The 20,431-nt window shown below is 68.7% G+C and carries 22 protein-coding genes; 8 read left to right on the forward strand and 14 right to left on the reverse strand.

What is annotated here, in order from left to right; genetic code table 11:
• Nucleotides 1–31 precede the first annotated feature (31 nt).
• Nucleotides 32–1,408: an FAD-dependent oxidoreductase gene (locus AB0I12_RS13805; RefSeq protein ID WP_359928976.1), complete on the reverse strand. Its 1,377-nt coding sequence runs from the start codon at nucleotides 1,406–1,408 to the stop codon at nucleotides 32–34.
• Between the two features lie 71 nt (nucleotides 1,409–1,479).
• On the opposite strand from AB0I12_RS13805, the gene AB0I12_RS13810 reads away from it, so the two are divergent.
• Entirely contained in the window at nucleotides 1,480–2,388 is a 909-nt protein-coding gene (locus tag AB0I12_RS13810; protein ID WP_359928978.1) for an AraC family transcriptional regulator, read from the forward strand.
• A gap of 22 nt (nucleotides 2,389–2,410) precedes the next feature.
• Here the strand turns inward: AB0I12_RS13810 and AB0I12_RS13815 are convergent, their stop codons facing one another.
• The 5 genes from AB0I12_RS13815 to AB0I12_RS13835 form a co-directional block, all read right to left on the reverse strand.
• Complete coding sequence (locus AB0I12_RS13815; protein ID WP_359928979.1) at nucleotides 2,411–3,271, reverse strand: phosphotransferase; 861 nt, start codon at nucleotides 3,269–3,271, stop codon at nucleotides 2,411–2,413.
• A 16-nt stretch (nucleotides 3,272–3,287) separates the two neighbouring features.
• On the reverse strand, nucleotides 3,288–3,923 hold the full coding sequence (locus AB0I12_RS13820; RefSeq protein WP_359928981.1) for a DUF2461 family protein: 636 nt from the start codon (nucleotides 3,921–3,923) through the stop codon (nucleotides 3,288–3,290).
• Between the two features lie 31 nt (nucleotides 3,924–3,954).
• Nucleotides 3,955–4,932 carry a hypothetical protein gene (locus AB0I12_RS13825; RefSeq protein ID WP_359928983.1) on the reverse strand — a complete coding sequence of 326 codons (978 nt, stop codon included), beginning with the start codon at nucleotides 4,930–4,932 and terminating at the stop codon, nucleotides 3,955–3,957.
• Entirely contained in the window at nucleotides 4,929–6,179 is a 1,251-nt protein-coding gene (locus AB0I12_RS13830) for an MFS transporter (protein ID WP_359928985.1), read from the reverse strand. The genes AB0I12_RS13825 and AB0I12_RS13830 overlap by 4 nt, the downstream gene beginning before the upstream one ends.
• Before the next feature lie 62 nt (nucleotides 6,180–6,241).
• On the reverse strand, nucleotides 6,242–7,093 hold the full coding sequence (locus AB0I12_RS13835; protein WP_359928986.1) for an alkaline phosphatase family protein: 852 nt from the start codon (nucleotides 7,091–7,093) through the stop codon (nucleotides 6,242–6,244).
• A 260-nt stretch (nucleotides 7,094–7,353) separates the two neighbouring features.
• Between AB0I12_RS13835 and AB0I12_RS13840 the strand changes: the two genes are divergently transcribed.
• Both AB0I12_RS13840 and AB0I12_RS13845 read left to right on the forward strand, forming a co-directional pair.
• Nucleotides 7,354–9,447: a SpoIIE family protein phosphatase gene (locus AB0I12_RS13840; protein WP_359928988.1), complete on the forward strand. Its 2,094-nt coding sequence runs from the start codon at nucleotides 7,354–7,356 to the stop codon at nucleotides 9,445–9,447.
• Nucleotides 9,444–9,773: an STAS domain-containing protein gene (locus tag AB0I12_RS13845; protein ID WP_359928990.1), complete on the forward strand. Its 330-nt coding sequence runs from the start codon at nucleotides 9,444–9,446 to the stop codon at nucleotides 9,771–9,773. Before AB0I12_RS13840 ends, AB0I12_RS13845 begins: the two co-directional genes overlap by 4 nt.
• Before the next feature lie 46 nt (nucleotides 9,774–9,819).
• On the opposite strand, the gene AB0I12_RS13850 is transcribed toward AB0I12_RS13845, so the two are convergent.
• Nucleotides 9,820–10,674, reverse strand: a complete 855-nt coding sequence (locus AB0I12_RS13850) for a hypothetical protein (protein ID WP_359928992.1) — start codon at nucleotides 10,672–10,674, stop codon at nucleotides 9,820–9,822.
• A gap of 593 nt (nucleotides 10,675–11,267) precedes the next feature.
• On the opposite strand from AB0I12_RS13850, the gene AB0I12_RS13855 reads away from it, so the two are divergent.
• Complete coding sequence (locus tag AB0I12_RS13855; protein ID WP_359928994.1) at nucleotides 11,268–12,152, forward strand: phospholipase D family protein; 885 nt, start codon at nucleotides 11,268–11,270, stop codon at nucleotides 12,150–12,152.
• Nucleotides 12,153–13,066: 914 nt separating this feature from the next.
• Here AB0I12_RS13855 and AB0I12_RS13860 read toward each other — a convergent pair.
• From AB0I12_RS13860 to AB0I12_RS13885, 6 genes are all read right to left on the reverse strand, one after another.
• Nucleotides 13,067–13,621, reverse strand: a complete 555-nt coding sequence (locus AB0I12_RS13860; RefSeq protein ID WP_359928996.1) for a vitamin K epoxide reductase family protein — start codon at nucleotides 13,619–13,621, stop codon at nucleotides 13,067–13,069.
• Between the two features lie 12 nt (nucleotides 13,622–13,633).
• Nucleotides 13,634–14,248, reverse strand: coding sequence for a thioredoxin domain-containing protein (locus tag AB0I12_RS13865; protein ID WP_359928998.1), 615 nt, complete (start codon nucleotides 14,246–14,248; stop codon nucleotides 13,634–13,636).
• Nucleotides 14,249–14,436: 188 nt separating this feature from the next.
• Complete coding sequence (locus AB0I12_RS13870; protein WP_359928999.1) at nucleotides 14,437–14,694, reverse strand: hypothetical protein; 258 nt, start codon at nucleotides 14,692–14,694, stop codon at nucleotides 14,437–14,439.
• 15 nt (nucleotides 14,695–14,709) lie between these two features.
• Nucleotides 14,710–15,096: a hypothetical protein gene (locus AB0I12_RS13875; protein WP_359929001.1), complete on the reverse strand. Its 387-nt coding sequence runs from the start codon at nucleotides 15,094–15,096 to the stop codon at nucleotides 14,710–14,712.
• Nucleotides 15,066–15,353 (reverse strand): rhodanese-like domain-containing protein, encoded by a 288-nt coding sequence (locus tag AB0I12_RS13880; protein ID WP_359929003.1) that lies wholly within the window; start codon nucleotides 15,351–15,353, stop codon nucleotides 15,066–15,068. Before AB0I12_RS13880 ends, AB0I12_RS13875 begins: the two co-directional genes overlap by 31 nt.
• On the reverse strand, nucleotides 15,259–15,654 hold the full coding sequence (locus AB0I12_RS13885; protein WP_359929005.1) for a metalloregulator ArsR/SmtB family transcription factor: 396 nt from the start codon (nucleotides 15,652–15,654) through the stop codon (nucleotides 15,259–15,261). Before AB0I12_RS13885 ends, AB0I12_RS13880 begins: the two co-directional genes overlap by 95 nt.
• 43 nt (nucleotides 15,655–15,697) lie before the next feature.
• Between AB0I12_RS13885 and AB0I12_RS13890 the strand changes: the two genes are divergently transcribed.
• The 4 genes from AB0I12_RS13890 to AB0I12_RS13905 are packed head-to-tail and all read left to right on the forward strand — an operon-like array spanning nucleotide 15,698 to nucleotide 19,801.
• Nucleotides 15,698–17,020 carry an MBL fold metallo-hydrolase gene (locus tag AB0I12_RS13890; protein ID WP_359929006.1) on the forward strand — a complete coding sequence of 441 codons (1,323 nt, stop codon included), beginning with the start codon at nucleotides 15,698–15,700 and terminating at the stop codon, nucleotides 17,018–17,020.
• Nucleotides 17,020–18,261, forward strand: coding sequence for an MFS transporter (locus AB0I12_RS13895; RefSeq protein WP_359929008.1), 1,242 nt, complete (start codon nucleotides 17,020–17,022; stop codon nucleotides 18,259–18,261). The genes AB0I12_RS13890 and AB0I12_RS13895 overlap by 1 nt, the downstream gene beginning before the upstream one ends.
• Nucleotides 18,258–19,382: a cysteine desulfurase family protein gene (locus AB0I12_RS13900; protein ID WP_359929009.1), complete on the forward strand. Its 1,125-nt coding sequence runs from the start codon at nucleotides 18,258–18,260 to the stop codon at nucleotides 19,380–19,382. The genes AB0I12_RS13895 and AB0I12_RS13900 overlap by 4 nt, the downstream gene beginning before the upstream one ends.
• Nucleotides 19,382–19,801 (forward strand): rhodanese-like domain-containing protein, encoded by a 420-nt coding sequence (locus tag AB0I12_RS13905; protein WP_359929011.1) that lies wholly within the window; start codon nucleotides 19,382–19,384, stop codon nucleotides 19,799–19,801. The genes AB0I12_RS13900 and AB0I12_RS13905 overlap by 1 nt, the downstream gene beginning before the upstream one ends.
• Here AB0I12_RS13905 and AB0I12_RS13910 read toward each other — a convergent pair.
• Nucleotides 19,790–20,365 (reverse strand): class I SAM-dependent methyltransferase, encoded by a 576-nt coding sequence (locus AB0I12_RS13910; RefSeq protein WP_359929758.1) that lies wholly within the window; start codon nucleotides 20,363–20,365, stop codon nucleotides 19,790–19,792. The two genes, AB0I12_RS13905 and AB0I12_RS13910, sit on opposite strands and share 12 nt — an antisense overlap.
• Nucleotides 20,366–20,431 lie beyond the last annotated feature (66 nt).

Consider the following 20,431-nt stretch of genomic DNA (forward strand, 5'->3'; position numbering starts at 1 on the left):
CACGATCGTGCAGGTGTACGTACCGGGCCTCTCACTGCCCCCGGGGCGGCGTGCCGAGCACCTCGTTGAATGCCTCGGTGGACGACGGGTGGGTGTAGATCGCGTCGCGCAACTCACGCGCGGTCACGTCGTGACGCATCGCCAGCGCAACCGTGTTGATCAGCTCCTGCGAGTCGACGCTCAGCAACGCCGCGCCGAGCACGCGGTCGGTCTCGCGGTGGACGACGAACTTCATCCGCCCGCGGGTCTCCTCCACGATCTTGGCGCGCGGCATCGCGGCGATGTCGGCGATCGCCTTCTCCAGGATCTTCACCGGCAGCCCGCGCTCCCGCGCCTGGTCCTCGGTCAGGCCGACCCGCGACAGCGCCGGGCTCATGAACACCGTGTACGGCACGACCGTCCGGTCGGCGGTGGAGCGCCGGCCGTCGCCGATCAGCTGGTCGGCCACGATCCGGCTGTCGTCGAGCGAGATGTAGGTGAACTGCGGTCCGCCGTTCACGTCGCCGACCGCGAAGATGTGCGGCCGGCTGGTGCGGAGCTGGTCGTCCACGGCGACCGCGCCGGTCGGCGTGGTGCGGACCCCGGCCTTGTCCAGCCCGAGTCCTTCGGTGGCCGGAGCCCGTCCGGTTGCCACCAGCACCTTGTCGGCCGCGAGCGTGTGCGCCGTACCGCCGGCGTCGTACGTGATCTCCACGCCGTTGTCGAGGTCGCGCACCCTGGTGACCCGTACGTCGAACAGGAACTCGGCGCCCGCGCCGCGGAGGATCTCGGTCGCGGTCTCGGCGATGTCTGCGTCCTCGCGCGGCATCACCCGCGACGCCGAGTCCAGTACCGTCACCGCGCTGCCGAACTGGGCGTAGATCGAGGCGAACTCCACCCCGACGTACCCGCCGCCGAGGATCGCCAGCCGCTTCGGCAGGTGCTCGATCGTGATCAGGTCGGTGCTGACCAGGGCGTGCGCGCTGTCGCGCAGCCCGGGGATGTCCGGGACGGTCGGGACCGCGCCGGTGTTGATCACGATGGTGTCCGCGGTCAGCGTGAGGACGTCGTCGCCCGCGGTGACCCGCACCGACGTCGGGTCGAGGAACTCGGCGCGGCCGGTGATCACCGTTACCGTGTCGATGGTGTCCAGCATGCTGAAGTTCGCGCCGCGCAGCTTGGTGGTGAGTTCGCGGGTGGCCTCGACGGCGGTCCGGTGCTGCTCGCCGGGGGCGGCCGCGGTGCGGTGCTCGGCGTGGTACACGAGTGACTTGGTCGGCACGCAGCCGATGTTGATGCAGGTCCCGCCGTACATCTGGTCCGACTGCTCGATCATGGCGACCCGGCGGCCGAGCCGCCCGAGCGTGGCGGCCAGCGTCTTCCCGCCCTTGCCGAACCCGATGACCAGGAGATCGAAGTGCGTGTCCATCTGACCAGCATTTCGCGACTGCCCGGCCCGCGGCCACCCGCCGGCGGATCATCTCTGCCCGGAATCGGCTCATGGACAGTCTGAGCCGCCTGATCCGGCTGGCCCGCCTCGAGGGCGTCGTCGACGTCCGCTGCCTGCTGGCCGGTCACTACGCGTCGAATCATCCGGCAGCGGCCCCCGGGGCGGTGCCGTTCCACCTCGTCCTCGACGGGAGCTGCACCGTGACGACCGGTGCCGTGAGCATCGAACTCAGCCGGGGCGATCTCCTCCTGCTCCCGCACGGTGACGCGCACCGGGTCAGTGCAGCCGGGCCTGACTTACCGACGACCGTCGAGCAAGGCGCCGGCTTCGTGACCCGGCAGACGGTCGGCGCCGAACCGACCTTGGATCTGTTCTGCGGTCACTACTTGTTCGGTCCGGGTGCCGGGGCCTTGCTGTTCCGGCTGATGCCGTCCGCGGTCGAGGTGTCACTCGACCCGGCCGCGCTCGAACTGGCCGAAGTCCTCCGCACCGAGGCCCGCTTCAACGGCCCCGGCACCGCCGCGATCGTCGCCGCCCTGCTGGACGCGCTGCTCGGCATGGCCTTGCGCAGCCGACCGGACCAACGGCTCGGTACACCGGCGTTGTGGACCGCCATGGGCGACGACGCCCTCGGCCGGGCGATCTCCGCCGTCGTCGACCGCCCGTCCGAAAAATGGACGATCGACCGGCTGGCCGCCGAGGCATCGATGTCCCGGGCAACCTTCGTCCGCCACTTCACCGCCCGAACCGGTAGCACAGTGGCGACCGTACTCACCACGATCCGCATGATGGCCGCAGCCGACCTCCTCCTGCACTCCGAGCAGTCAGTGGCCCAGGTAGCCCGCGCCGTCGGCTACCACTCCGAGTCGTCCTTCACCGAAGCCTTCCGCGCCGCGCTGGGAACATCCCCTTCCACCCACCGCAAGATCGCCGCTTCGGGACCGCCGACCACCTCGTGAATCCCTGCTGCGGATGAGGACCTCAGCCGAGGGCCTTCTCTGCCCGTGCGACGTCGAGCTCGACGCGCTCTGGCGGGAAGCCTTTGAGGACCGAGTCGTGCACCTGGTCGACCACCCAATGCGCCTGGTAACTGAGCCTCGTCTCCGGGGTGAGCTGGGCGAGTTCCGCGTCGATCTGATTCATGTTCGACTGCATCTGCAGGAGCGCGTAGCGCCGGTCGCCGCGTGCGACGCCGGAGTTCCAGTCGACCACGCCACTGATGTTGCCATCGGCATCGAAAAGGACGTTGCCCGGTGTGTAGTCGGTGTGCACGAGATCATCGCCCGTCATCCGGAAGGGCTGCCCGCCGTCGGCCTCGAGCAGCCGTTCCAGCAGTCGCCGACCTCGTCCGCCCAGCTGCCCGACGGTGCGCTCGAACGCGCCGTACCCCGTCGTGCCGTCGGGAAACGCTCGTGGCCGGGGCACGCGTGGATGGTCGCGGAGCAGATCGGCGAAACGGTTGTTCATCGCAACGAACGCGGCACTCGTGGCCGCGTCGAGCGCGTCCACATGCCGGCCCGGCAACCTCTCCTGCACAACGACGACGTACCCATCGGCCAGCTCCACCACCAACTGATGCTCCGGAACGGGCAGACCTCGGCGGCGTACGTCGTTCAGCACGGTCGCCGTCTGCCGCATGATCGGCAGCCTCGTCCGAGTTCGCGTCATCGCGGCCGCACGCCCATCCGGCCACGCCACGAACGCAGCGCTACTGGTGCCGCCGACCTGATCCGCGATCCCGGTCAGCACCAGCCCACTGCCCGTCCGCGCGTTGACCTCTTCGATGACGGCGGCCGGCGCCCACGGATTCTCCGAGAGCCGAAACTCGGCCTTGTGTGCCATCTCGCGCCCTTCCTCGTCACACACCGGCCGACACATTCCTGACGAGCCACCGCGCCAGCGGGCGCAACTGGGCGAACGCCGCAAGCACTCGATCCGCGGCAGCCGGGGTGTGCACCCAGTCGTCACAACCGAGCGCCCGCGACGCGATCACCGACCTGTGCCGCAGCAGCTCCGCCCGCGGATGATCCACCGGATACCCACGCAACGGCCGCTTCAGCAGATCCCCCGAGATCACGAACTCTTCCTGCTCGAGCCGCCTGAGGATGGCAACCAGCCGAGGCCCGGTACCGGCGTCCGCAACCGCCGCCCGATACCGCTCGATCTGCTCCGACGGCGCGTACCACCACGCCAGGCCGACCTCCACCCCGTCGAGATCGAACCGAATCCCCAGCTCGACGTTCCGGGCCAACCGGACAATCGCACTCTGCCGCTGCCACGCCCGCAGCAGTACATCGCCGTACCCCCACACCGAGAAGTCCTCGTACGCCGGATCCGCGGCGGCCACCACGTCGAGCAACTCGACCATCGGCCGCCGTACCAGCTCCTCCCGCTCCCGCCGGCATTCCTCCCGAACCCCCACCGAAGGCTCCCCCTCGAGCCGCAACAACACGTCGAACGCGTCGCGCGGCCATCCTTCGAAACCCCCGGTCACGCCAACCACCCTAACGAGGCGACCGGGTCCTTCAGCCGAGGGCAGCCGGGGACTCGGCGTGTGGGATGAGGAGGCGCGGGCTGCCGGAGCCGTCGGCGGGGACGGTCCAGACGTCCGAGTCGCCCGCGGCGCGCGGTACGGCGTACCCGATAGTGTTCGGGTCCAGCCAGGCGGGCTGATCGTCCACGCTGCGGGTTTCAGCCAGCGGCGTTCGCGCGCCCGAGGACAGGTCGAGCACGGACAACTGCCAGCCCTTCGCGGGATCGCCGTCGACCGCCGACTTGAACGCGATCCGCCGGCCGTCCGGTGACAGCGACGGACACTCGACGTTCTTCGCGACGGTCCGCACGGTCTTCGCCGCGATGTCGCCTTCGACCAGGTACCGGTGCCCGCGGGTGGACATCGTGGCGTAGAAGTGGTTGTCGTCGGCGGTGAAGGTGATCCCCCAGAAGTTGAGGTCGGGAGCCGTGTAGGGGTGGCCGTCCAGTGTGACCGAGAGGAACTCGAGCGAGTCGACCATGTCTCCGGACCCCAGGTCGATCAGCCCGGCGCGGGTGGAGAAGCGGCCGTGGTTGTAGGAGTCGCCCGCGACGAACACGGTCCACGCCACCAGCCGCCCGTCGCCGGACACCCTGGTGCGATTCGGTACCCCGACCAGCGGGATGGCTTTCGCCACGTTCAGGCTCCGGTCCAGGATCGCGATCTGGAAGGTGGTCAGCGCGCCGTCCTGACGAAGGCAGGTGCCGGTGCCTCCCGCCGCGTAGACCCGTAAGCAGGTCAGCGCGGACACCGAGCGCGGCCCAGCCGGATCGTCCTTGGCGATCAGCGCCAGGTGACCCTTGCTGTCCGATGCCGTGCTGCGAAACATGATCCGCGGGCCTGTGAGGCTCGGCGTGTTGGCCGCGGCCACCGTCGTACGGTCGCGCGCGGTCGTGAGTACGCCGTACCCGACCGCGACCGTGGTCAGCACAACGGCCCCGACCACGGCGAGCACCGTCCGCCGGGTCATGCCGGCTGCTCCGTTGCGGAGATTCCACGCAACAGCAAGCCGACCACGAGCAAGGCGACCGCGACCAGCGCCGCAGCTACCTGGATCGCTGTAGTGGGACCCCACACCGTCCACGCCAACCCGAACAGCACCGATGACACCAGGTACGACAGCGCCTGTCCGGTCTGGATCAGCGCGATTCCCGTCGTCCGTACACCGCTGGGCAGCACCGGCCCGGCCAGCGCGATCAGTACGCCGTCCGTGGCGGCGTAGAAGACGCCGTACAGCGTCAATACGACAACCAGCAGCGGCCACCCGCCGAGCGGGCCGAACAACAGCAGGTACACCAGCAGCAAAGCGGAGTATCCAGCCAGCACCACCTTCTGCCGGCCGATCCTGTCGGCCAGCACACCCAGCGGTGCGGCGAGCAGGAGATAGGAGAGATTGGTGCCGACAGCAAGCAACGGGAACCAGCCGACACTCAGCTCCTCCCGCCGCTGCAGCAATAGGTAGACGAAGCCGTCGCCGATGGTCACCGTTCCGGCCAGGCAGGCCGCCAGCACGAGCCGTCGTACCGGCGAGATCCGCAGCAGATCGCCCAGCGCCGTCGGCTTCACGACGCCCTTCGGCGGCTGCGTGCCGCGGCGATCCCGTACGAACAACACCAGCACGAGGACGCCGAACGCCGCGATGCAGAAGCTCGCCACGAACACCGCGTCGTACGCCTGCGCCGTTGCCGCCAGGATGCCGAGCGCGACGAGCGGTCCTGCGAATGCTCCGACAGTGTCCATCATCCGATGCACCCCGAACGCGCGGCCGTAGTACTGCGGCTGCGTCGACAGAGTGATCAGCGCATCCCGGGGTGCGGTCCGCAGGCCCTTACCCGTCCGGTCGATCGCGATCACGGCACCGATCGCGCCGACGGTACTGCCGGCCGCGAGGAGGCCGAGTTTCGCCACCGCCGAGAAGCCGTAGCCGAGTCCGGCGACGAACTTGCGCCGGCGCGTCCGGTCGGCGACGTACCCGCCGACGAGCCGCAACAGAGCGGTCGCGCCGGTGTAGGTGCCGTCGACCACGCCGTACGCCGCGGGGCTCAGGTGCAGGCCGATCATCAGGTACACCGGCAGCACCGCGGTCACCATCTCCGACGAGATGTCGGTGATCAGGCTGACCGCGCCCAGCGCGAGGACATTGCCGCTCACCAGGAACAGCGATCGCCGGCGGGACGGGCCTGCGATGTGCGGACGGTCGATCGAGGACAGGTACACGAGGATCACCTCCGGGGCGATGGGGACCCCGCTCGCGACCGCGCCGCGAGCGGGGCCGGTGATCAGTTCCAGACGTTGGTGATCTCCGCGGCCGAGTTCAGGTGCGTCAGGCCGTACGCGCTCTCGATGGTGCTCAGGACGTTGTAGTGGTTGATCTGGTTGGAGAAGCTGCCCGCCTGGGTGTGCGCGCCGACGAAGGCGGTGAAGATGTGGTTCGACGACCCGCCGTTGTCCTCGTCGAAGGTGATGATGAGCAGGCTGTTGTGGGTCTTCGCCCAGGACGCGTACGCGCTCAGGTTGTTCTTCAGCCAGGTGTCACCGGTGCCGACCGAGCAGTCGTGCATGTCGTTGCACATGTTCGGGCTGACGAACGACACGGTCGGCAGGCTGGCGTAGTTGGCCGAGCTCGGGAAGACGGAGTACCGCAGGTTGCTCCCCGCGGGCACGGTGCTGAAGTTGACCCAGCCGTTGTGTTTACGCCGGTACTCGCCGCTCGAGCAGCCCGTGTAGCCGTCGGACGGCATGCTCTCGGAGTAGCCCTTGAACGTCTTGCCCGCGTCGATCAGCTGGCTGCCGAGGTTGTTGCCGCTGAAGGTGTGCGGGCAGCTGTCGTCGGTGACGCCCTGGGTCTTCCCCGAGAAGATCGCCAGGTAGTTGGGCTCGCTGGGATGCGTCACGCCGTACGCCTGCGTGAACTTGGCGCCTTGGCTTGCCAGGCTGTTGAACGTCGGGGCGCTGGAGCTGCCGTTGATCTGCGAGTACGCGTGGTTCTCGAACATCACCAGCACGATGTGGTCGAAGACCGGGACGGCGGCCGCCGCCTGCGCGGTGGACGAACTGCCGTGAACGACCGTCACCGAAGCGACGACAGCAGCCGCAGCACACACCACGGCCGCGATGCGCTTGCGTATCACGATTCCTCCTCACACGATGGGGTGGCTTCGCTACTCGGCGGAGCCGGCACCCATCGTGTGAGCCGCCGGCCGACCTGGCCCGAATACCGAAAGCACCGCAGATGTGCGCGAGGTAAACAAACCGCCATCACTCTCAGGAACGCCTTCGTCGCACAAGGAGATCAGCTGCGCTTGGTGGCTTGACGTAGCCCGGTTTTCCATCGTGCTATGAGCTAAGGCGACGTGGCGCTCGGCCCGGGCCGGAGAGTTGGGCAAGGTCCATGGCTGGGCGCGCGGGAGTTCCCTCGATCTGGACGGCAACCAGGCTGCGTCTGCCGGCAGATCTGGGCCGCAGAGCGGCAGCCGGGGTCCTGGTCGGCGTGGCCTACTACCTCGGCGCGCGCCTGGGCCTCAGCCTCTCGCTGGTCGAGCAGAACGTCACGCCGCTGTGGCCGCCCAGCGGCATCGCACTGGCGGCGTTCCTGGTTCTGGGCAGGTCGATGTGGCCGGGCGTCGCGCTGGCAGCTCTGGCCGTGAACCTGCCGATCAGTGCCGGTTTCGTACCGGCGCTGCTCACCGCCTTCGGCAACACGATCGCCCCGCTGGTGGCGGCGACCGTACTCGAGCGAACCGGGTTCCGGCGTCAGCTCGATCGCCTCCGGGACGTGCTGGGGATCGTCTTCCTGGGCGCGCTGGCCAGCATGACGATCAGCGCCACCATCGGCTCCGTCACCTTCATCGCCTCGCAACGCACCGGTCAGCTGGCCTCTGCGTGGGCGGTCTGGTGGACCGGGGACGCGATGGGCGTTCTCACCGTCGCTCCGTTCCTGCTGTGTATCCCGCTGTTCCGGGAGCTGGAGCCGTGGCCGGCCGCACGCTGGTTCGAAGCCGCGATCGTCCTCGCGCTCACCACGGCGGTGACGATGTGGACGACGTACACCGACCCGCAGCTGATGTTCCTGGTGCTGCCACTGCTCGGCTGGGCCGCGTGGCGTCTGCAGCTGCGCGGAGCAGCGCCCGCCGCCCTGACGGCCTCGCTGATCGCGACCTGGTCGGCAACGCACGGACTCGGCCCGTTCGCGGGGAGGTCACTGCTCGCGCAGATGCTGACACTGCAGGCGTTCAACGCCACCGTCGCGCTCACGTCGTTCCTCCTCGCCGCGCTCGTGAGTGAGCGGATGCGGTTCATCGGCGCGCTGATGGCCGCGGCCGCCGAGCTGGAGGAGCGCGTCAGGAGTCGCACCGCGCAGCTGGGCCTCGAGGAGGCGCGGGCCCATCGAGAGCACCAGATCGCGGAGACGCTGCAAACCAACCTGCTGCCGGACCGAATGCCCGACATGCCCGGCGTGGCCGTGGCCGCCCGCTACGTTCCGGCGACCGCTGACCTGCACGTCGGCGGCGACTGGTACGACGTGATCCAGTTACGCGGCGGCCTGATCGGACTCGTCATCGGTGATGTCGCCGGGCACGGTCTGCAGGCCGCGGCCGCCATGGCCCAGCTCAGGATGGCGGTCCGGGCGTACGCCGTCCGCGATCCCTCCCCCGCCGCGGTGCTGCATGGTCTGCACGAACTGGTCCGCGAGCTGCCGATGGCCGAGATGGTGACGTTGCTGTACGTCCTGTACGACCCGGCCGCCGGCACCGTACGGTTCACGAACGCCGGGCATCCACCCGCCCTCCTCGTCGACGGCGACGACACGCGCTACCTGGACGGCGGGCTGGCGCCACCGCTCGGCGTACTCGCGCACTGGGACCATGCCGAGGAAACGCAGCAGCTACGGCCCGGAGCGACCTTGCTGCTCTACACCGACGGGCTGATCGAGAAGCGCACGGAGTCGATCCAGGACGGCCTCGATCAGTTGCTCACCGAGGCGTCCGCGGTCGCGGGCTCCGACCTCGGCGCGCTCTGCGACCATCTCCTCAAGGCCCTCCCGGAGGACGGCCAGGTCGCCGACGACATCGCGTTGATCGGACTCCGGCCCTTGGTGCTGGCCGGAACGCCGCTGTCCCTCGCAGTCCCGGCCGACGCACGCGTGCTCTTCCAGGTCCGGCACGCGCTGCGCCGCTGGCTCCGCGAGTCAGGGATCGGCGACCGCGACGCCGGAGAGATCACGATCGCCTGCGGGGAGGCGTGCAGCAACGTCGTACGCCACGCGTACGGAGCCTCGTCCGGCGACCTGCAGGTCGAAGCGAGACTCCTGGACGGCGCCGTCGAACTGACAGTCCGCGACCACGGCCGCTGGCGCCGCCCGGCAGACCGCGGCGGTGGACTGGGCCTGACCCTGATCCGCGGCCTCATGACCTCCGTCGACGTCGCTACCGGCCTGAACGGCACGACGATCCGCATGCGGCACACCGTGGGGATAACACGATGACCGAGTACGAGGTCGTCGACGTCCGAACGACCGACGACACACAAGTTGTCAGACTCTGCGGCGAAGTGGACCTCACGAACGCGATCGAAGTCAGAGACGCGATCAGCGACATCGTCTCTCCCGACGCAACCACCATCACCATCGACCTGACCCCGACCACCTACCTCGACAGCTCCGGCATAGCCATCCTCTTCCACCTCGCCGAACGCCTCAACGACCGCCGCCAGCAACTCCGCCTCGTCGTCCCCCCGAACTCCCCCTTGCAAACCGCCCTCAACCTGACCAACCTCCCCCGAACCATCCCTGTCCTACCGACCCTCGACTGACGGGCTGGGGTTGTTCGGCTGGTCCAGGCCAGGCAGTGCGTCAGCGTCAACCTTGTGGGCGACTTGTTTGCGGCGCGTCGCGTTCGATCTGCTCCAGCGCTGCCGACTCCTGACCGTGGAGGAATCGCAGGAAGTACCGCTCAGAGAAACCGGCCAGGAAGGCTGCGATGGCAAACGTCCCCTTGCTGGTGACCTCGATGCCGTTGATCGTTCCCCAGGTCAGGAACAGGCACACGCAGATCGCCGCAGTCGCGCCGATCAACGGCCTCAGGCCGACGTTGAGCGTACTGGTTCGGTAGTCGTTCAGCTTCGCACGGGAATTGCGCACGCTGAACATGCCGGAGAGGATGCCGCCGGTGGCACCCACCAAGGCGAGCCCGATCGCTCCGAGCACAAGGAACATGATGTCGTTCAGACGGCCGTCACGGAGCACCTGTGGCGCGTAGAGGACCGGCCACACAACGTGATCGTTGACCTTCTTGATCTCGGTCGTGATCGGTACTGCGACAAGGATGATCAGCAACGCACCGATCAGGTACCACCAGGCCCTGGACAGCCGGGCCTCCTGCAGCTCCTCCTGGATCAGGACCTCCGCCTCCACCTCGTCGAGCTTCCGCCGCGCATCCTGCAGGACGTGGCGCGTCGCCTCAGGGGTCCGGCCTTCTCGCGCGGCCTGGATCCGTGACTCGAGGTCGTCGATCAGTCGCCCCTGTTCCGGCGCGACCTCTTTCAGTTCCTCCACCACCAGGCCGGCCTTGTGTGCCAGGATCCTCTCCGGATACAAGGCGATGAGGGACCGCTCGGCCTGGGACAAGTAGTTGGCGACGAGCGGAAGATTCGGCTTGTTCGGCCGGTCGAGTTCCTTCTTTGCCGCCTTGAGGCTCTCCGAGACCTTCACCACATCTCCGTCGCTCTCCGGATCCGCCGTCCAGCCGCGACCAGGTCCGATCGAGACGATCAAGTCGCCTCGGAGCTGCGCGTAGCGAGCGACCAGAACGTTCGTCTGAGACTTCAGGTACCGATTCCGCACGTAGGCGGGAGCGGTGTCGACCGGTTCCGGGACGAGCTCGCCCCATGACGTCTGTTTCCGCTGCGCTTGATCACCGTTCGGCGAGTGTGCCTCCGCGGCCGTCGGAGCCGCGTGCCCGTTCATGTCGACGCGACTTGAATTCGTTGACTCGACCATCACTACCCCCTGGATTGCACCGGTACCCACACCGGTCACCTGTCGCCTCCGGCGACACATTGTGGGTCCGCCAGCATGACGTCGGAGAGCAACTCTCCTAGCCCCCAGGGCATGGCGCACCACTCGGACAGCACCGACAAGGCCGGCCGTCTTACCAACTTGGCCGGCACCGCCAACCAAGCTCCATACCCACCTTGATGCGAGACTCTCCAGTTTTGTTGCTGCACTTGCGACATGCTCCTCCAGCAGCCGGGCGGCGTCAGCAACCCGACCCCTCACATCGAGTGGCTTCCTGACAAGCTGTGCGAATGCAGGAACTCATCGGCGGATCCGACATCTGGTCCCGTCTGCGCCCGTATCTCGTATCAGCACAGCGCCGAGACATCGCAATCGCCTACGTCACCTCAGCCGGCGTGCTGCCCTTACAGGGAGAGGACCGGATCGTTGTCGACGCAAGCGAGGAGGCGATCGCGGGGGGCGCCACGGATCCGGCACTGCTGCTGCGCTGGATTCGCTCAGGCGTGAAGGTCTGGTCGCACCCAGATCTTCACGCGAAGATGATCGTCACGGACTCGCACGCGATGATTGGCTCCGCCAATGCCTCGATCAACTCCACGAACCATCTGCAGGAAGCTGCCCTGCTCACGGACGACAGCGCGGTACGTCGGTCGAGCTTGGACATGATCGACCGATGGGCCTCGGCAAGCGCTCGCCTGACCGCGGGGGAAGCCGAGGATCTGATCCCGCTGTTCAGAATCCGGCCGCGATCGACCCGACCTACCCGGTGGACGACGATCGTCCCGCGACCGCTCCATCGGCTGATGTTCGTGGATTCGGCGGTCACACACTCAGTTCCCAAGAGCGTCGCTCGTTCGCAGCAGGCTGCGGAGCAAACAGTGTCGGCATCCGACCGCCTCGTGCTCGAGTGGCTAGAGGTGTACGCCGAGGACGAGTTCGACGACGGCCACCTGGTCTGCCAGATCGAGGCAGGCGTTGGCGTCTGGGCACCGCAACAGGTCGTCTACATCATCGAGAACCGTGGCCGAAAGTGGCTCGGCCTCCTCACGGACCCCGACCTGCCCCCACACCCAAGAGCCGACCTCCGCCGCCACCTCGGCACCCCGATCAACCGCGACAAGTGGATCCACGACCCTGCCCACATCGGCGCCATCCTCGCGTACTGGAACCTCTGACCATGACGCCGACTGGCCGGCTGGCGCCAATCCAGTGCGCCAGCAGGCCGGTCTCCCTTCGGCTCTTCGATTGTCAGCACCCATTGACCGGCAGCGCTCACCACCTCGGCTCGCCGCAAACCCGGCGGCCGGAGCGCCAACTGCTCGTTGCTGGACCAATGATCATGAGCGCCATCGCACCTGCGGCCCAACAGGCAGCGCCGCGACGTTGTTCTCTCGCCGATCGCCGGGAACTCCTGACCCATGCGGCGTGGCCGGTGAAGGCGGCCGGGCGTGGGTGCGGCCCAAGGTGTGATTGTGGAGATTCAGCTTCTGGCTTCACTCCCAACTGGCGCTGCATTGCGTCTCTCAACAACTGGCGGCCGGCGCCCGCAGGTCGTTGGGAGATCTCCTGGCCTTCGATGGCGGTGACCTGTGCCTCCACTTCCCAAAGGTCGGCTGCTGAGCGTCTGAGCTCAGCCGGACCGACAGCCGGGGAACTCGGCGATGGATCGGCGTTCAGGACGCGTGCCTGTTTGACGAGCTCGAGTAGGAGGCGAACGTAGAACCCTCGGAGCTCGGTGCGGAGCGCTTGCGCACATCGTCGCCCCTCCTCCCTCGGCTCAAGGAGGGCGAGGCACGCAGATGTGTCACTCGCGGTCATTCTCCCCACGCCCCGCGGCCGTCCCCGCCGTTTCACCGGGAGCACTTCGCACACCTCACTGCACCCGGCGATGCCCCCACCCGAAGCCGGGTCCGCTTAACGTTTCGGTGCCCGAGTTGACGCTGCCTGAGCACATCGCGTCGCGGGCGGCGGGTCCGAGGCCGACGTCGGGTCGAGTCTCCTTTTGTGTACCGGTTGGCCGGGGGTGGGAGGGAGCGGAGCGACCGGAGCGGCCGCGTAGCACGCGTGGGTCTGCTCCGCTCCGCTGCTGCTACAGGAGAGTTCGCCAGTAGGGCCAGAATCTCTCGGTGATCAATGAGATGACGGTGACAGTCCACAGGGTGAGTACGACGGCGTGGTAGCGCGCGGCCGGAAACCTCGGGAAGTTGTGGAGGGTGACGTACCAGAAGATCGGTATCGTCACCGCCCAGACAGCCATGCAGTACGGGCAGAGGGCGCCGATTCGGTACAGGCTCTGGAAGATCAGCCAGTGGACGAACGCCGCGCCGAAGGTCACCCCGGCCTGAAGGCCGAGCCAGAACCACCGTTGGAACGACGCGCCGGCGAGGAGCGCCGCTCCGATCGTGGTGACGATCGCGAATCCGGCGATGCCGAGGAGCGAGTTCGGGACGCCGAAGGCCGAGGCCTGGGGTGTCGACATGACCGATCCGCACGACAGCACCGGGTTGATGCTGCACGACGGCACGTACGACGGGTCGCGCAGCAACGCGATCTTCTCGACCGTCAGGACGATCGCCGCGCTCAGCCCAACCGCCCCGCCGATCACCAGGATCCACGCCGGTGGGCGGTTACTCGAGGGCGGCATCGATGCTCGCGATCAAGTCCTCGGCCGATTCCGGTTCCAGCTTCTCGCCGTTGAGGTAGAAGGTCGGGGTGCCCGTGACGCCGAGGGATTCGCCGTCGGTGATGTCTTTCTTGATGCGTCGAGGGTCGCAGGGTCCTGGTAGGCCTTGGCCCACGCGGCCAGGTCCAGCCCGAGCGCATCGGCGTACCCGCGGAAGCGGTCGTCGGCGGGCACCCGCTGCTCACCCCACTCGGCCTGGGTCTCGTACATCTTCTGGTACATCGCCTCGAACTTGCCCTGGGCGGCCGCCGCCTCGACTGCTCGTGCGGCGCGCTCGGCGTTGAAATGGCCGGGGAGCGGGAAGTAGCGGACGACGAACGTCACCCGCCCGGCGTAGGTCTTGCGTAGTTGCTCGACGGCCGGGAACGCCGCCCGGCACGCCTCGCACTCGAAGTCGAGGAACTCGACGAAGGTGACCTTGCCGTCGGCGGCCGTGCCGAGTCGATGACTGTCCGGCCGTACGAGCCGTTCGTTCGGTGCCGCGGCCGCGGGCGTCTCCTGCTCGCGGCCGTTCACCGCGAACAAGACACCGAGTACGACGGCGAACGCCACCGCGATACCGAGAGAGATCCGGGCATTGGTGCTCATAGTTGAGTCCTTACTGGGAGAAAGGCAGGAGGAGGCCGCCGGTCGTGTAGCCGACCACCGCGCCGACCTGGATGCCGGCGATCACGCCGGACAGGTTCACGATGTCGTCGTTCACGCCGGGCAGGCCGGTGCCAGCTCGAACGGAACCGGCAGGTCCTGACGGCCGCCGATCCCGTGCAGCGGCAGCGTCACGAGACTTGGAGACGGAAGGCGAGCTTGCCGCTCTCGCGCGTCTCGACCTCGAACGACCCCTTGGTGTCGGCCGTGAACTGGAGCGACGCCGTCTTGCCCGGCTTCAGGTCGAGCGTCTTGTCGTAGCCGTGGACGTGCAGGGAGTCAGCCACGTCGCTGGTCGCGGCGACCCGGACGGTCTGCCCGGACTCGGCCTTCACCAACGCGCCGCCGTCGCCACAACCAGCCAGCAGTACGGCGGCCAGCACGGCCACTCGCGCGATGCCGGTTTACGTCCGGAGTACGCAGAGCTGCGTCAAAGAAGGAGCCGTCGACCGCGGCGGATCGGCCGCGCCCAACCACGTCGGCGTACGCCACAGATCGTCGACGGCATAAGCGACCAGGCCCAACGCCTTGGCCACCAGTGCCAGCAGCAACACCACCGACGCACCCAGCAGGATCGCGCCCAGCAGGTGCGCGTGCTGCTCGGCTGCCGGGACCGCGCTCGGCACGTCGTTCGTGTCCAGGTGCAGCGGGCCGATCAGCTCCGCCACGACCACGGGCGCTGACAACTCAGCCGGCTCCGAGGCAGAACTGTGGAACGCGCACACGGCAACGAGGGCAGCAACCAACGCCAGCCCACGCATCACCAGCCGCGCTGCCCCGAACCTGTCCATGGTGTCGCCAAGCGTAGCCAACGCAGTGTCACGGCCGGTGTTCGACCGGCAGACCCGCCGCCGCGGACCTCGTCAAGGCGTTCGCGTAGCTGATCGATCGGCAACGAAACCGCACCGGGCAGGTGTCCGGACGCGTACTCCGGTGCCGGCCGGATGTCGAGGTCACCCGCCTGCAGCCGCTTCGTCAACTCGTCGCGGGTCATGTCCGCAGCTCCGCACGGTCGCGGAGGTCCCGGGCCAGCCGAGTCCGACCACATGCGCCTCACCCGCCGCGCGCAGCGACAGCCACAGAGTGACGACCGACGGACTCGCGAGCGCGTAGTAGATGTGCGTCCCGGAACGACGGGTGCGGACGAGACGCGCGCGGAGAAGCCGCTGCAGGTGATGCGACGTGTTCGCGACCGACGGGCCGATCTCGGCAGCGAGTTCCTCGACCGGCCGCTCCCCCTGGGCCAGGACGTCGACCAGCTCGGCCCGCCGGCCGCTCGCCAGCGCCTTCGCTGCGTGCTCGCCCAGGCCCCAGCCTCCTGACCAACATATCCAAACCTTCTCTTGCAATACTCCAAATGTGGGGGTCCTCTTGAAGAGGACGGAGGGGAAGATGACCGTAGTACCGGTCGTGGACGAAGGACTCGGCAACTCGTCGTACCTCGTCGATCTCGGCGACGGGCGGGCGCTGGTGGTGGACGCCGGTCTCGACCTGCGCGCCGTCGGCGCCGCGGCCGAGCGTCGCCGGCTGACCGTGGCGTTCGCGGCGGACACGCACCTCCATGCGGACTTCCTGTCCGGCGCGCGTCAGTTCGCCGTAAGCAACGGCGCCGAGGTGCTCGCCTCCGCGGCCGGCCGGCGTACGTTCGGGCATCGCGGTCTGCGCGACGGCGACGAGGTCGACCTCGGCGGCCTGCGGATGCAAGCTCTCGCTACGCCGGGCCACACGCACGAACACCTCTCGTTCCTGCTGCTCGACGGCGAGCGCCCGCTCGGCGTCTTCACCGGCGGCTCGCTCATCGTCGGCGCCGCGGCCCGGACCGACCTCGTCTCCCCCGACCGGACCGAGGCGCTCGCCCGCGCGCAGTACGCCTCGCTGCGGCGCCTCCTCGAGCTGCCCGACGACGTCGTGGTCTGGCCGACCCATGGAGCGGGTTCGTTCTGCTCGGCGCCGCCCGGTGCGGACCGGGTCAGCACGATCGGCCGCGAGCGGGCGACGAATCCGTTGCTGCAGGTCGACGGCGAGGACGAGTTCGTGGCGGCGTTGCTCGGGTCGCTGGGCAGCTTCCCGCCGTACTTCCTCCGGCTCGCAGAGCGCAACCGGCGAGGCCCGTTGCTCGACCGGACTCCTGCTCTGCAGCCGCTCGCGATCGGCAAGGTACGGGCGTTCCTCGCCGAAGGCGCCGAACTGGTCGACGTACGACCGATGCGCGACTTCGCCACGGGCCATGTGCCGGGCGCGTTGTCGATCCCGTTGCGGCCGGGTTTCGCCACCTGGCTGGGTTGGCTGGCACCGGACGACCGGCCGCTGATCGTTGTCCGGGGCACCGATCAGGATGCCGACGAGATCGCCTGGCAGGCGGCCAAGATCGGCTATCGGCTGGCCGGAGACGTCGGCATCGACCAGTGGGACGGTCCGCTGACCCGCACCCGGCTGGTCGCCGCGCACCAGGTCGACGGCGCGGTTCTCGACGTACGGCAGGAGTCCGAATTCGCCGCCGGTCACCTGCCCGGCGCGCAGCACATCGAACTCGGCGCCGTCCCCCAGCGAGCCGTCGAGGTACGAAGTGAGCCGCTGGTTGTCATGTGCGGACACGGCGAACGCGCGATGAGCGCGGCGAGTGTGCTCGAACGCGCCGGGCACCGAGACCTCGCCGTACTCACAGGTGGCGCCGACGACTGGGCCGCCGCGACCGGACGTGAACTGGTGACGTGATGCGGCTCGGGATCCGTGCGAACCTCGCGCAGTTCAGCCTGCTCGTCGCGGTCAACGCGCTCGTCGGCGGCATGCTCGGCCAGGAACGCACCGTGCTGCCGCTGCTCGCCGGCGAAACCTTCGACCTGACCGGCTACACCTTCCTGCTCACCTATGTCCTGGCCTTCGGACTGACGAAGGCCGCGACGAACTACTTCGCCGGCACCTGGTCCGACCGGTTCGGCCGCAAACCCGTGCTGGTCGCGGGCTGGCTGATCGCGGTCCCCGTTCCGCTGCTGCTGATCTGGGCGCCGTCCTGGGGATGGGTCATCGTCGCCAACATCCTGCTCGGTATGAGCCAGGGACTCACCTGGTCGACGACCGTGATCATGAAGATCGACCTGGCCGGACCCGAACGGCGCGGGCTCGCGATGGGGCTGAACGAGGCGGCCGGGTATGTCGCCGTCGCGGTGACCGCGCTCGCGACGGGCTACCTCGCGGCCCGTCACGGGCTCCGGCCGGCGCCGTTCCTGCTCGGACTCTCGTACGCCGCCCTCGGCCTCGGGCTGTCCGCGCTCGCCGTACGGGAAACACGCGACCACGCGCAGCTCGAGGCCGCGGGTCACCACAGTCGCGGCGAACTGACCGATCAGGAGGTGTTCACACGGACGACTCTGACGGAGCCCGCGCTGTCGTCGGCCAGTCAGGCGGGGATGGTCAACAACCTCAACGACGGGCTCGCCTGGGGCCTGTTCCCGATCCTGTTCGCCACCGCGGGACTGTCCGTGGCGCGCATCGGGATCCTCGCCGCCCTCTACCCCGCAGTCTGGGGCCTTGGGCAACTTGTCACCGGTCCGCTGTCGGACCGCCGGGGCCGCAAGCGGATGATCACGGGCGGCATGCTCGTCCAGGCCGTGGCACTGGCCGTGATCGCGGCAGTCAGCTCCTTCGCGCTCTGGGCCGCCGCCGCCGTACTGCTCGGCATCGGCACCGCCATGGTGTACCCGACCCTGCTCGCCAGCATCGGCGACGTCGCCCATCCGGCCTGGAGAGCCCGAGCCGTCGGCGTCTACCGGCTGTGGCGCGACGGCGGCTTCGCGATCGGCGCGGTCCTGGCCGGCGTGATCGCCGACCTCTGGGGCGTGCGCGCTGCCGTGGGGGTGGTGGCGGCCGTTACCGCGCTCTCGGGTCTCGTCGTCGCGCTGCGCATGTACGAGACCCACCCTCGTCGTACCAGCGATCTGCCAAGGGGGAAGCGATGATCTATCTGGACCACAACGCGACCACACCGATCGACCCGGCCGTCACAGCGGCGCTGCTTCCCTATCTCGGCGACAGCTTCGGCAATCCGTCCAGCGAGCACTCGTACGGCGCCGAGCCCCGGGCCGCGCTGGATCTGGCCCGGCGTGAGCTCGCCGCTCTGCTCGGTACGGGCAACGGCCACGTCATCTTCACGGGCTCGGGATCGGAGGCCGACAACCTCGCCGTCCGCGGCACTGTCCTCGCCGCGGACGCCGCCCGACCGCACGTCGTCACGCAGGTCACCGAGCATCCCGCCGTCCTCCGATCCTGCCAGGCGCTCGAGCGGTGGCACGGCGTCGAGGTCACGTACCTGCCGGTCGACAGCTTCGGCCTGGTCGACCCCGGCGACCTCGAGGCCGCGATCACGTCACGGACTGTGCTGGTCTCGATCATGGCGGCCAACAACGAGACCGGGGCACTGCAACCGCTCGCCGATCTGGTGCCGGCGGCACATGACCGGGGCGTGATCTTCCACTCGGACGCGGCGCAGATCCTCGGCAAGCTGCCGTTCGATGTCGATGCCTTGGGCATCGACCTGGTGACGGTCGCGGGTCACAAGATGTACGCCCCCAAGGGCGTCGGCGCGCTCTTCGTGCGGGCCGGCGTACAGCTGGAGCCGTTGGTGTACGGCGGCGGGCAGGAGTACGGCGTGCGCGCGGGGACCGAGAACGTCGCCCTCGCCGTCGGACTCGGAGTTGCCGCCCGGCTGGCAGCCGAGCATCTCAACGACCGCCACCGGATCCAGAAACTGCGTGACACCTTGCAGGATGAGCTGACTGCCGAGCTCCCCGGGCGCGTGCACGTCAACGGCCCGCTGGCGCTCCGGCTGCCGAACACGCTCAACCTCAGCATCGACCGGACGACCGGTGCCGACGTACTCCGCAACGCGCCCGGCATCGCCGCCTCCACCGGATCGGCCTGCCACAGCGGCGACCCGGAGCCGTCACCCGTCCTCACCGCGATGGGCCTCGACCGCGACCGGGCCCTCGGCGCAATCAGGCTGTCCCTCGGCCGCTCGACGACAGCCGAGGAGATCGGCGCGGCGATCGGCCAACTCGCGGCGGCTGCGCGGATCGTCTGATGGCGATCGACGAGCGGGTGACGCAGGTCCAGGCCGGGCTTCCGCGCCTTACTCCGGCGCAGGCCTTCGAGGCAGTGCGGCGCGGTACGGCGTACATCGTGGACACGCGGCCCGAGTACCAGCGCCGCGCGGCCGGTGAGGTGCCCGGGGCGATCGTGATCGAGCGGAACCACCTCGAGTGGCGGCTCGATCCGTCGAGCGCGTCGCGCATCCCCGAAGCCGTGTCGTCCGGCATCCGGTGGATTGTGCTCTGCGAAGGCGGCTACTCGTCGAGCCTCGCCGCCGAGTCGCTCCGGGAACTCGGCTTGCTCCGCAGTACCGACATCGCCGGCGGGTTCCAGGCGTGGCACGCGGCCGGGTTGCCCGTCGTACACCCGGCGACGCCGACCCGGCCGCGCGGCGCGGGGTCAGCTGGCTGAGCCTTCGATCGGCTTTCGCAGCCGAACGCGTTCGAAGTAGCCGGCCCACAGTCGCCGACGCTCCACCAGCGTGAAGCCGACCCGCTCGCCGACGGTCGCCGGCCGACCGTGCCACCAGCGCTTCTCGAAGTGGTCGAGCAACACCACCTCGCCTCCAGGCCGGATCACGCGGTAGGCCTCGGCCAGGGTCGCCGCCCGGTCGTCCACGTCGCAGATGGCCAAGGTGCAGACCACGGCGTCGAACGAATCGTCGTCGAAGGGCAGCCGCTGACCGTCGGCAACAGCCACGCGAACTGCTCGGCCCAGCGCATGCAGCCGCTCCCCCGCGACCTCGACGCGCTCGCGGTCGATGTCCACCGCAACCACTTCGAGGTCGCCCGGATACCACCGAAGGTTCAACCCGCTGCCAACCGCCAACTCCAGCGTCCGCCCGCTTGCCTGGCGGCACACCCATTCCCGGCTGTTCCCAATCAACACCCACTCACAGCCATACCCAGCGCCGTACCCCGAACGACGGTCCAGTCGACGGCGCCGAGCACGATCCGATCGGTTTGTGCGCAGCATCCGAAACACCTACCGCCGAGCCTACGCCTAAGCTCACCAGCCAGTGAGCATGCTCGCGTCGTGCGG

The sequence above is a fragment of the Kribbella sp. NPDC050459 genome, from assembly GCF_040655315.1.
In the GTDB taxonomy this organism is placed as follows: domain Bacteria; phylum Actinomycetota; class Actinomycetes; order Propionibacteriales; family Kribbellaceae; genus Kribbella.

Bases quoted from the DNA above. Each gene is read 5' to 3' on its own strand.
- AB0I12_RS13890 (WP_359929006.1), top strand. From the start codon at position 15,698: ATGACCGTAGTACCGGTCGTGGACGAAGGACTCGGCAACTCGTCGTAC.
- AB0I12_RS13880 (WP_359929003.1), bottom strand. From the start codon at position 15,353: ATGTGGTCGGACTCGGCTGGCCCGGGACCTCCGCGACCGTGCGGAGCT.
- AB0I12_RS13875 (WP_359929001.1), bottom strand. From the start codon at position 15,096: ATGGACAGGTTCGGGGCAGCGCGGCTGGTGATGCGTGGGCTGGCGTTG.
- AB0I12_RS13900 (WP_359929009.1), top strand. From the start codon at position 18,258: ATGATCTATCTGGACCACAACGCGACCACACCGATCGACCCGGCCGTC.
- AB0I12_RS13845 (WP_359928990.1), top strand. From the start codon at position 9,444: ATGACCGAGTACGAGGTCGTCGACGTCCGAACGACCGACGACACACAA.
- AB0I12_RS13825 (WP_359928983.1), bottom strand. From the start codon at position 4,932: ATGACCCGGCGGACGGTGCTCGCCGTGGTCGGGGCCGTTGTGCTGACC.
- AB0I12_RS13840 (WP_359928988.1), top strand. From the start codon at position 7,354: ATGGCTGGGCGCGCGGGAGTTCCCTCGATCTGGACGGCAACCAGGCTG.
- AB0I12_RS13855 (WP_359928994.1), top strand. From the start codon at position 11,268: ATGCAGGAACTCATCGGCGGATCCGACATCTGGTCCCGTCTGCGCCCG.
- AB0I12_RS13805 (WP_359928976.1), bottom strand. From the start codon at position 1,408: ATGGACACGCACTTCGATCTCCTGGTCATCGGGTTCGGCAAGGGCGGG.
- AB0I12_RS13905 (WP_359929011.1), top strand. From the start codon at position 19,382: ATGGCGATCGACGAGCGGGTGACGCAGGTCCAGGCCGGGCTTCCGCGC.
- AB0I12_RS13865 (WP_359928998.1), bottom strand. From the start codon at position 14,248: ATGAGCACCAATGCCCGGATCTCTCTCGGTATCGCGGTGGCGTTCGCC.
- AB0I12_RS13895 (WP_359929008.1), top strand. From the start codon at position 17,020: ATGCGGCTCGGGATCCGTGCGAACCTCGCGCAGTTCAGCCTGCTCGTC.
- AB0I12_RS13910 (WP_359929758.1), bottom strand. From the start codon at position 20,365: ATGCTGCGCACAAACCGATCGGATCGTGCTCGGCGCCGTCGACTGGAC.
- AB0I12_RS13860 (WP_359928996.1), bottom strand. From the start codon at position 13,621: ATGCCGCCCTCGAGTAACCGCCCACCGGCGTGGATCCTGGTGATCGGC.
- AB0I12_RS13815 (WP_359928979.1), bottom strand. From the start codon at position 3,271: ATGGCACACAAGGCCGAGTTTCGGCTCTCGGAGAATCCGTGGGCGCCG.
- AB0I12_RS13810 (WP_359928978.1), top strand. From the start codon at position 1,480: ATGGACAGTCTGAGCCGCCTGATCCGGCTGGCCCGCCTCGAGGGCGTC.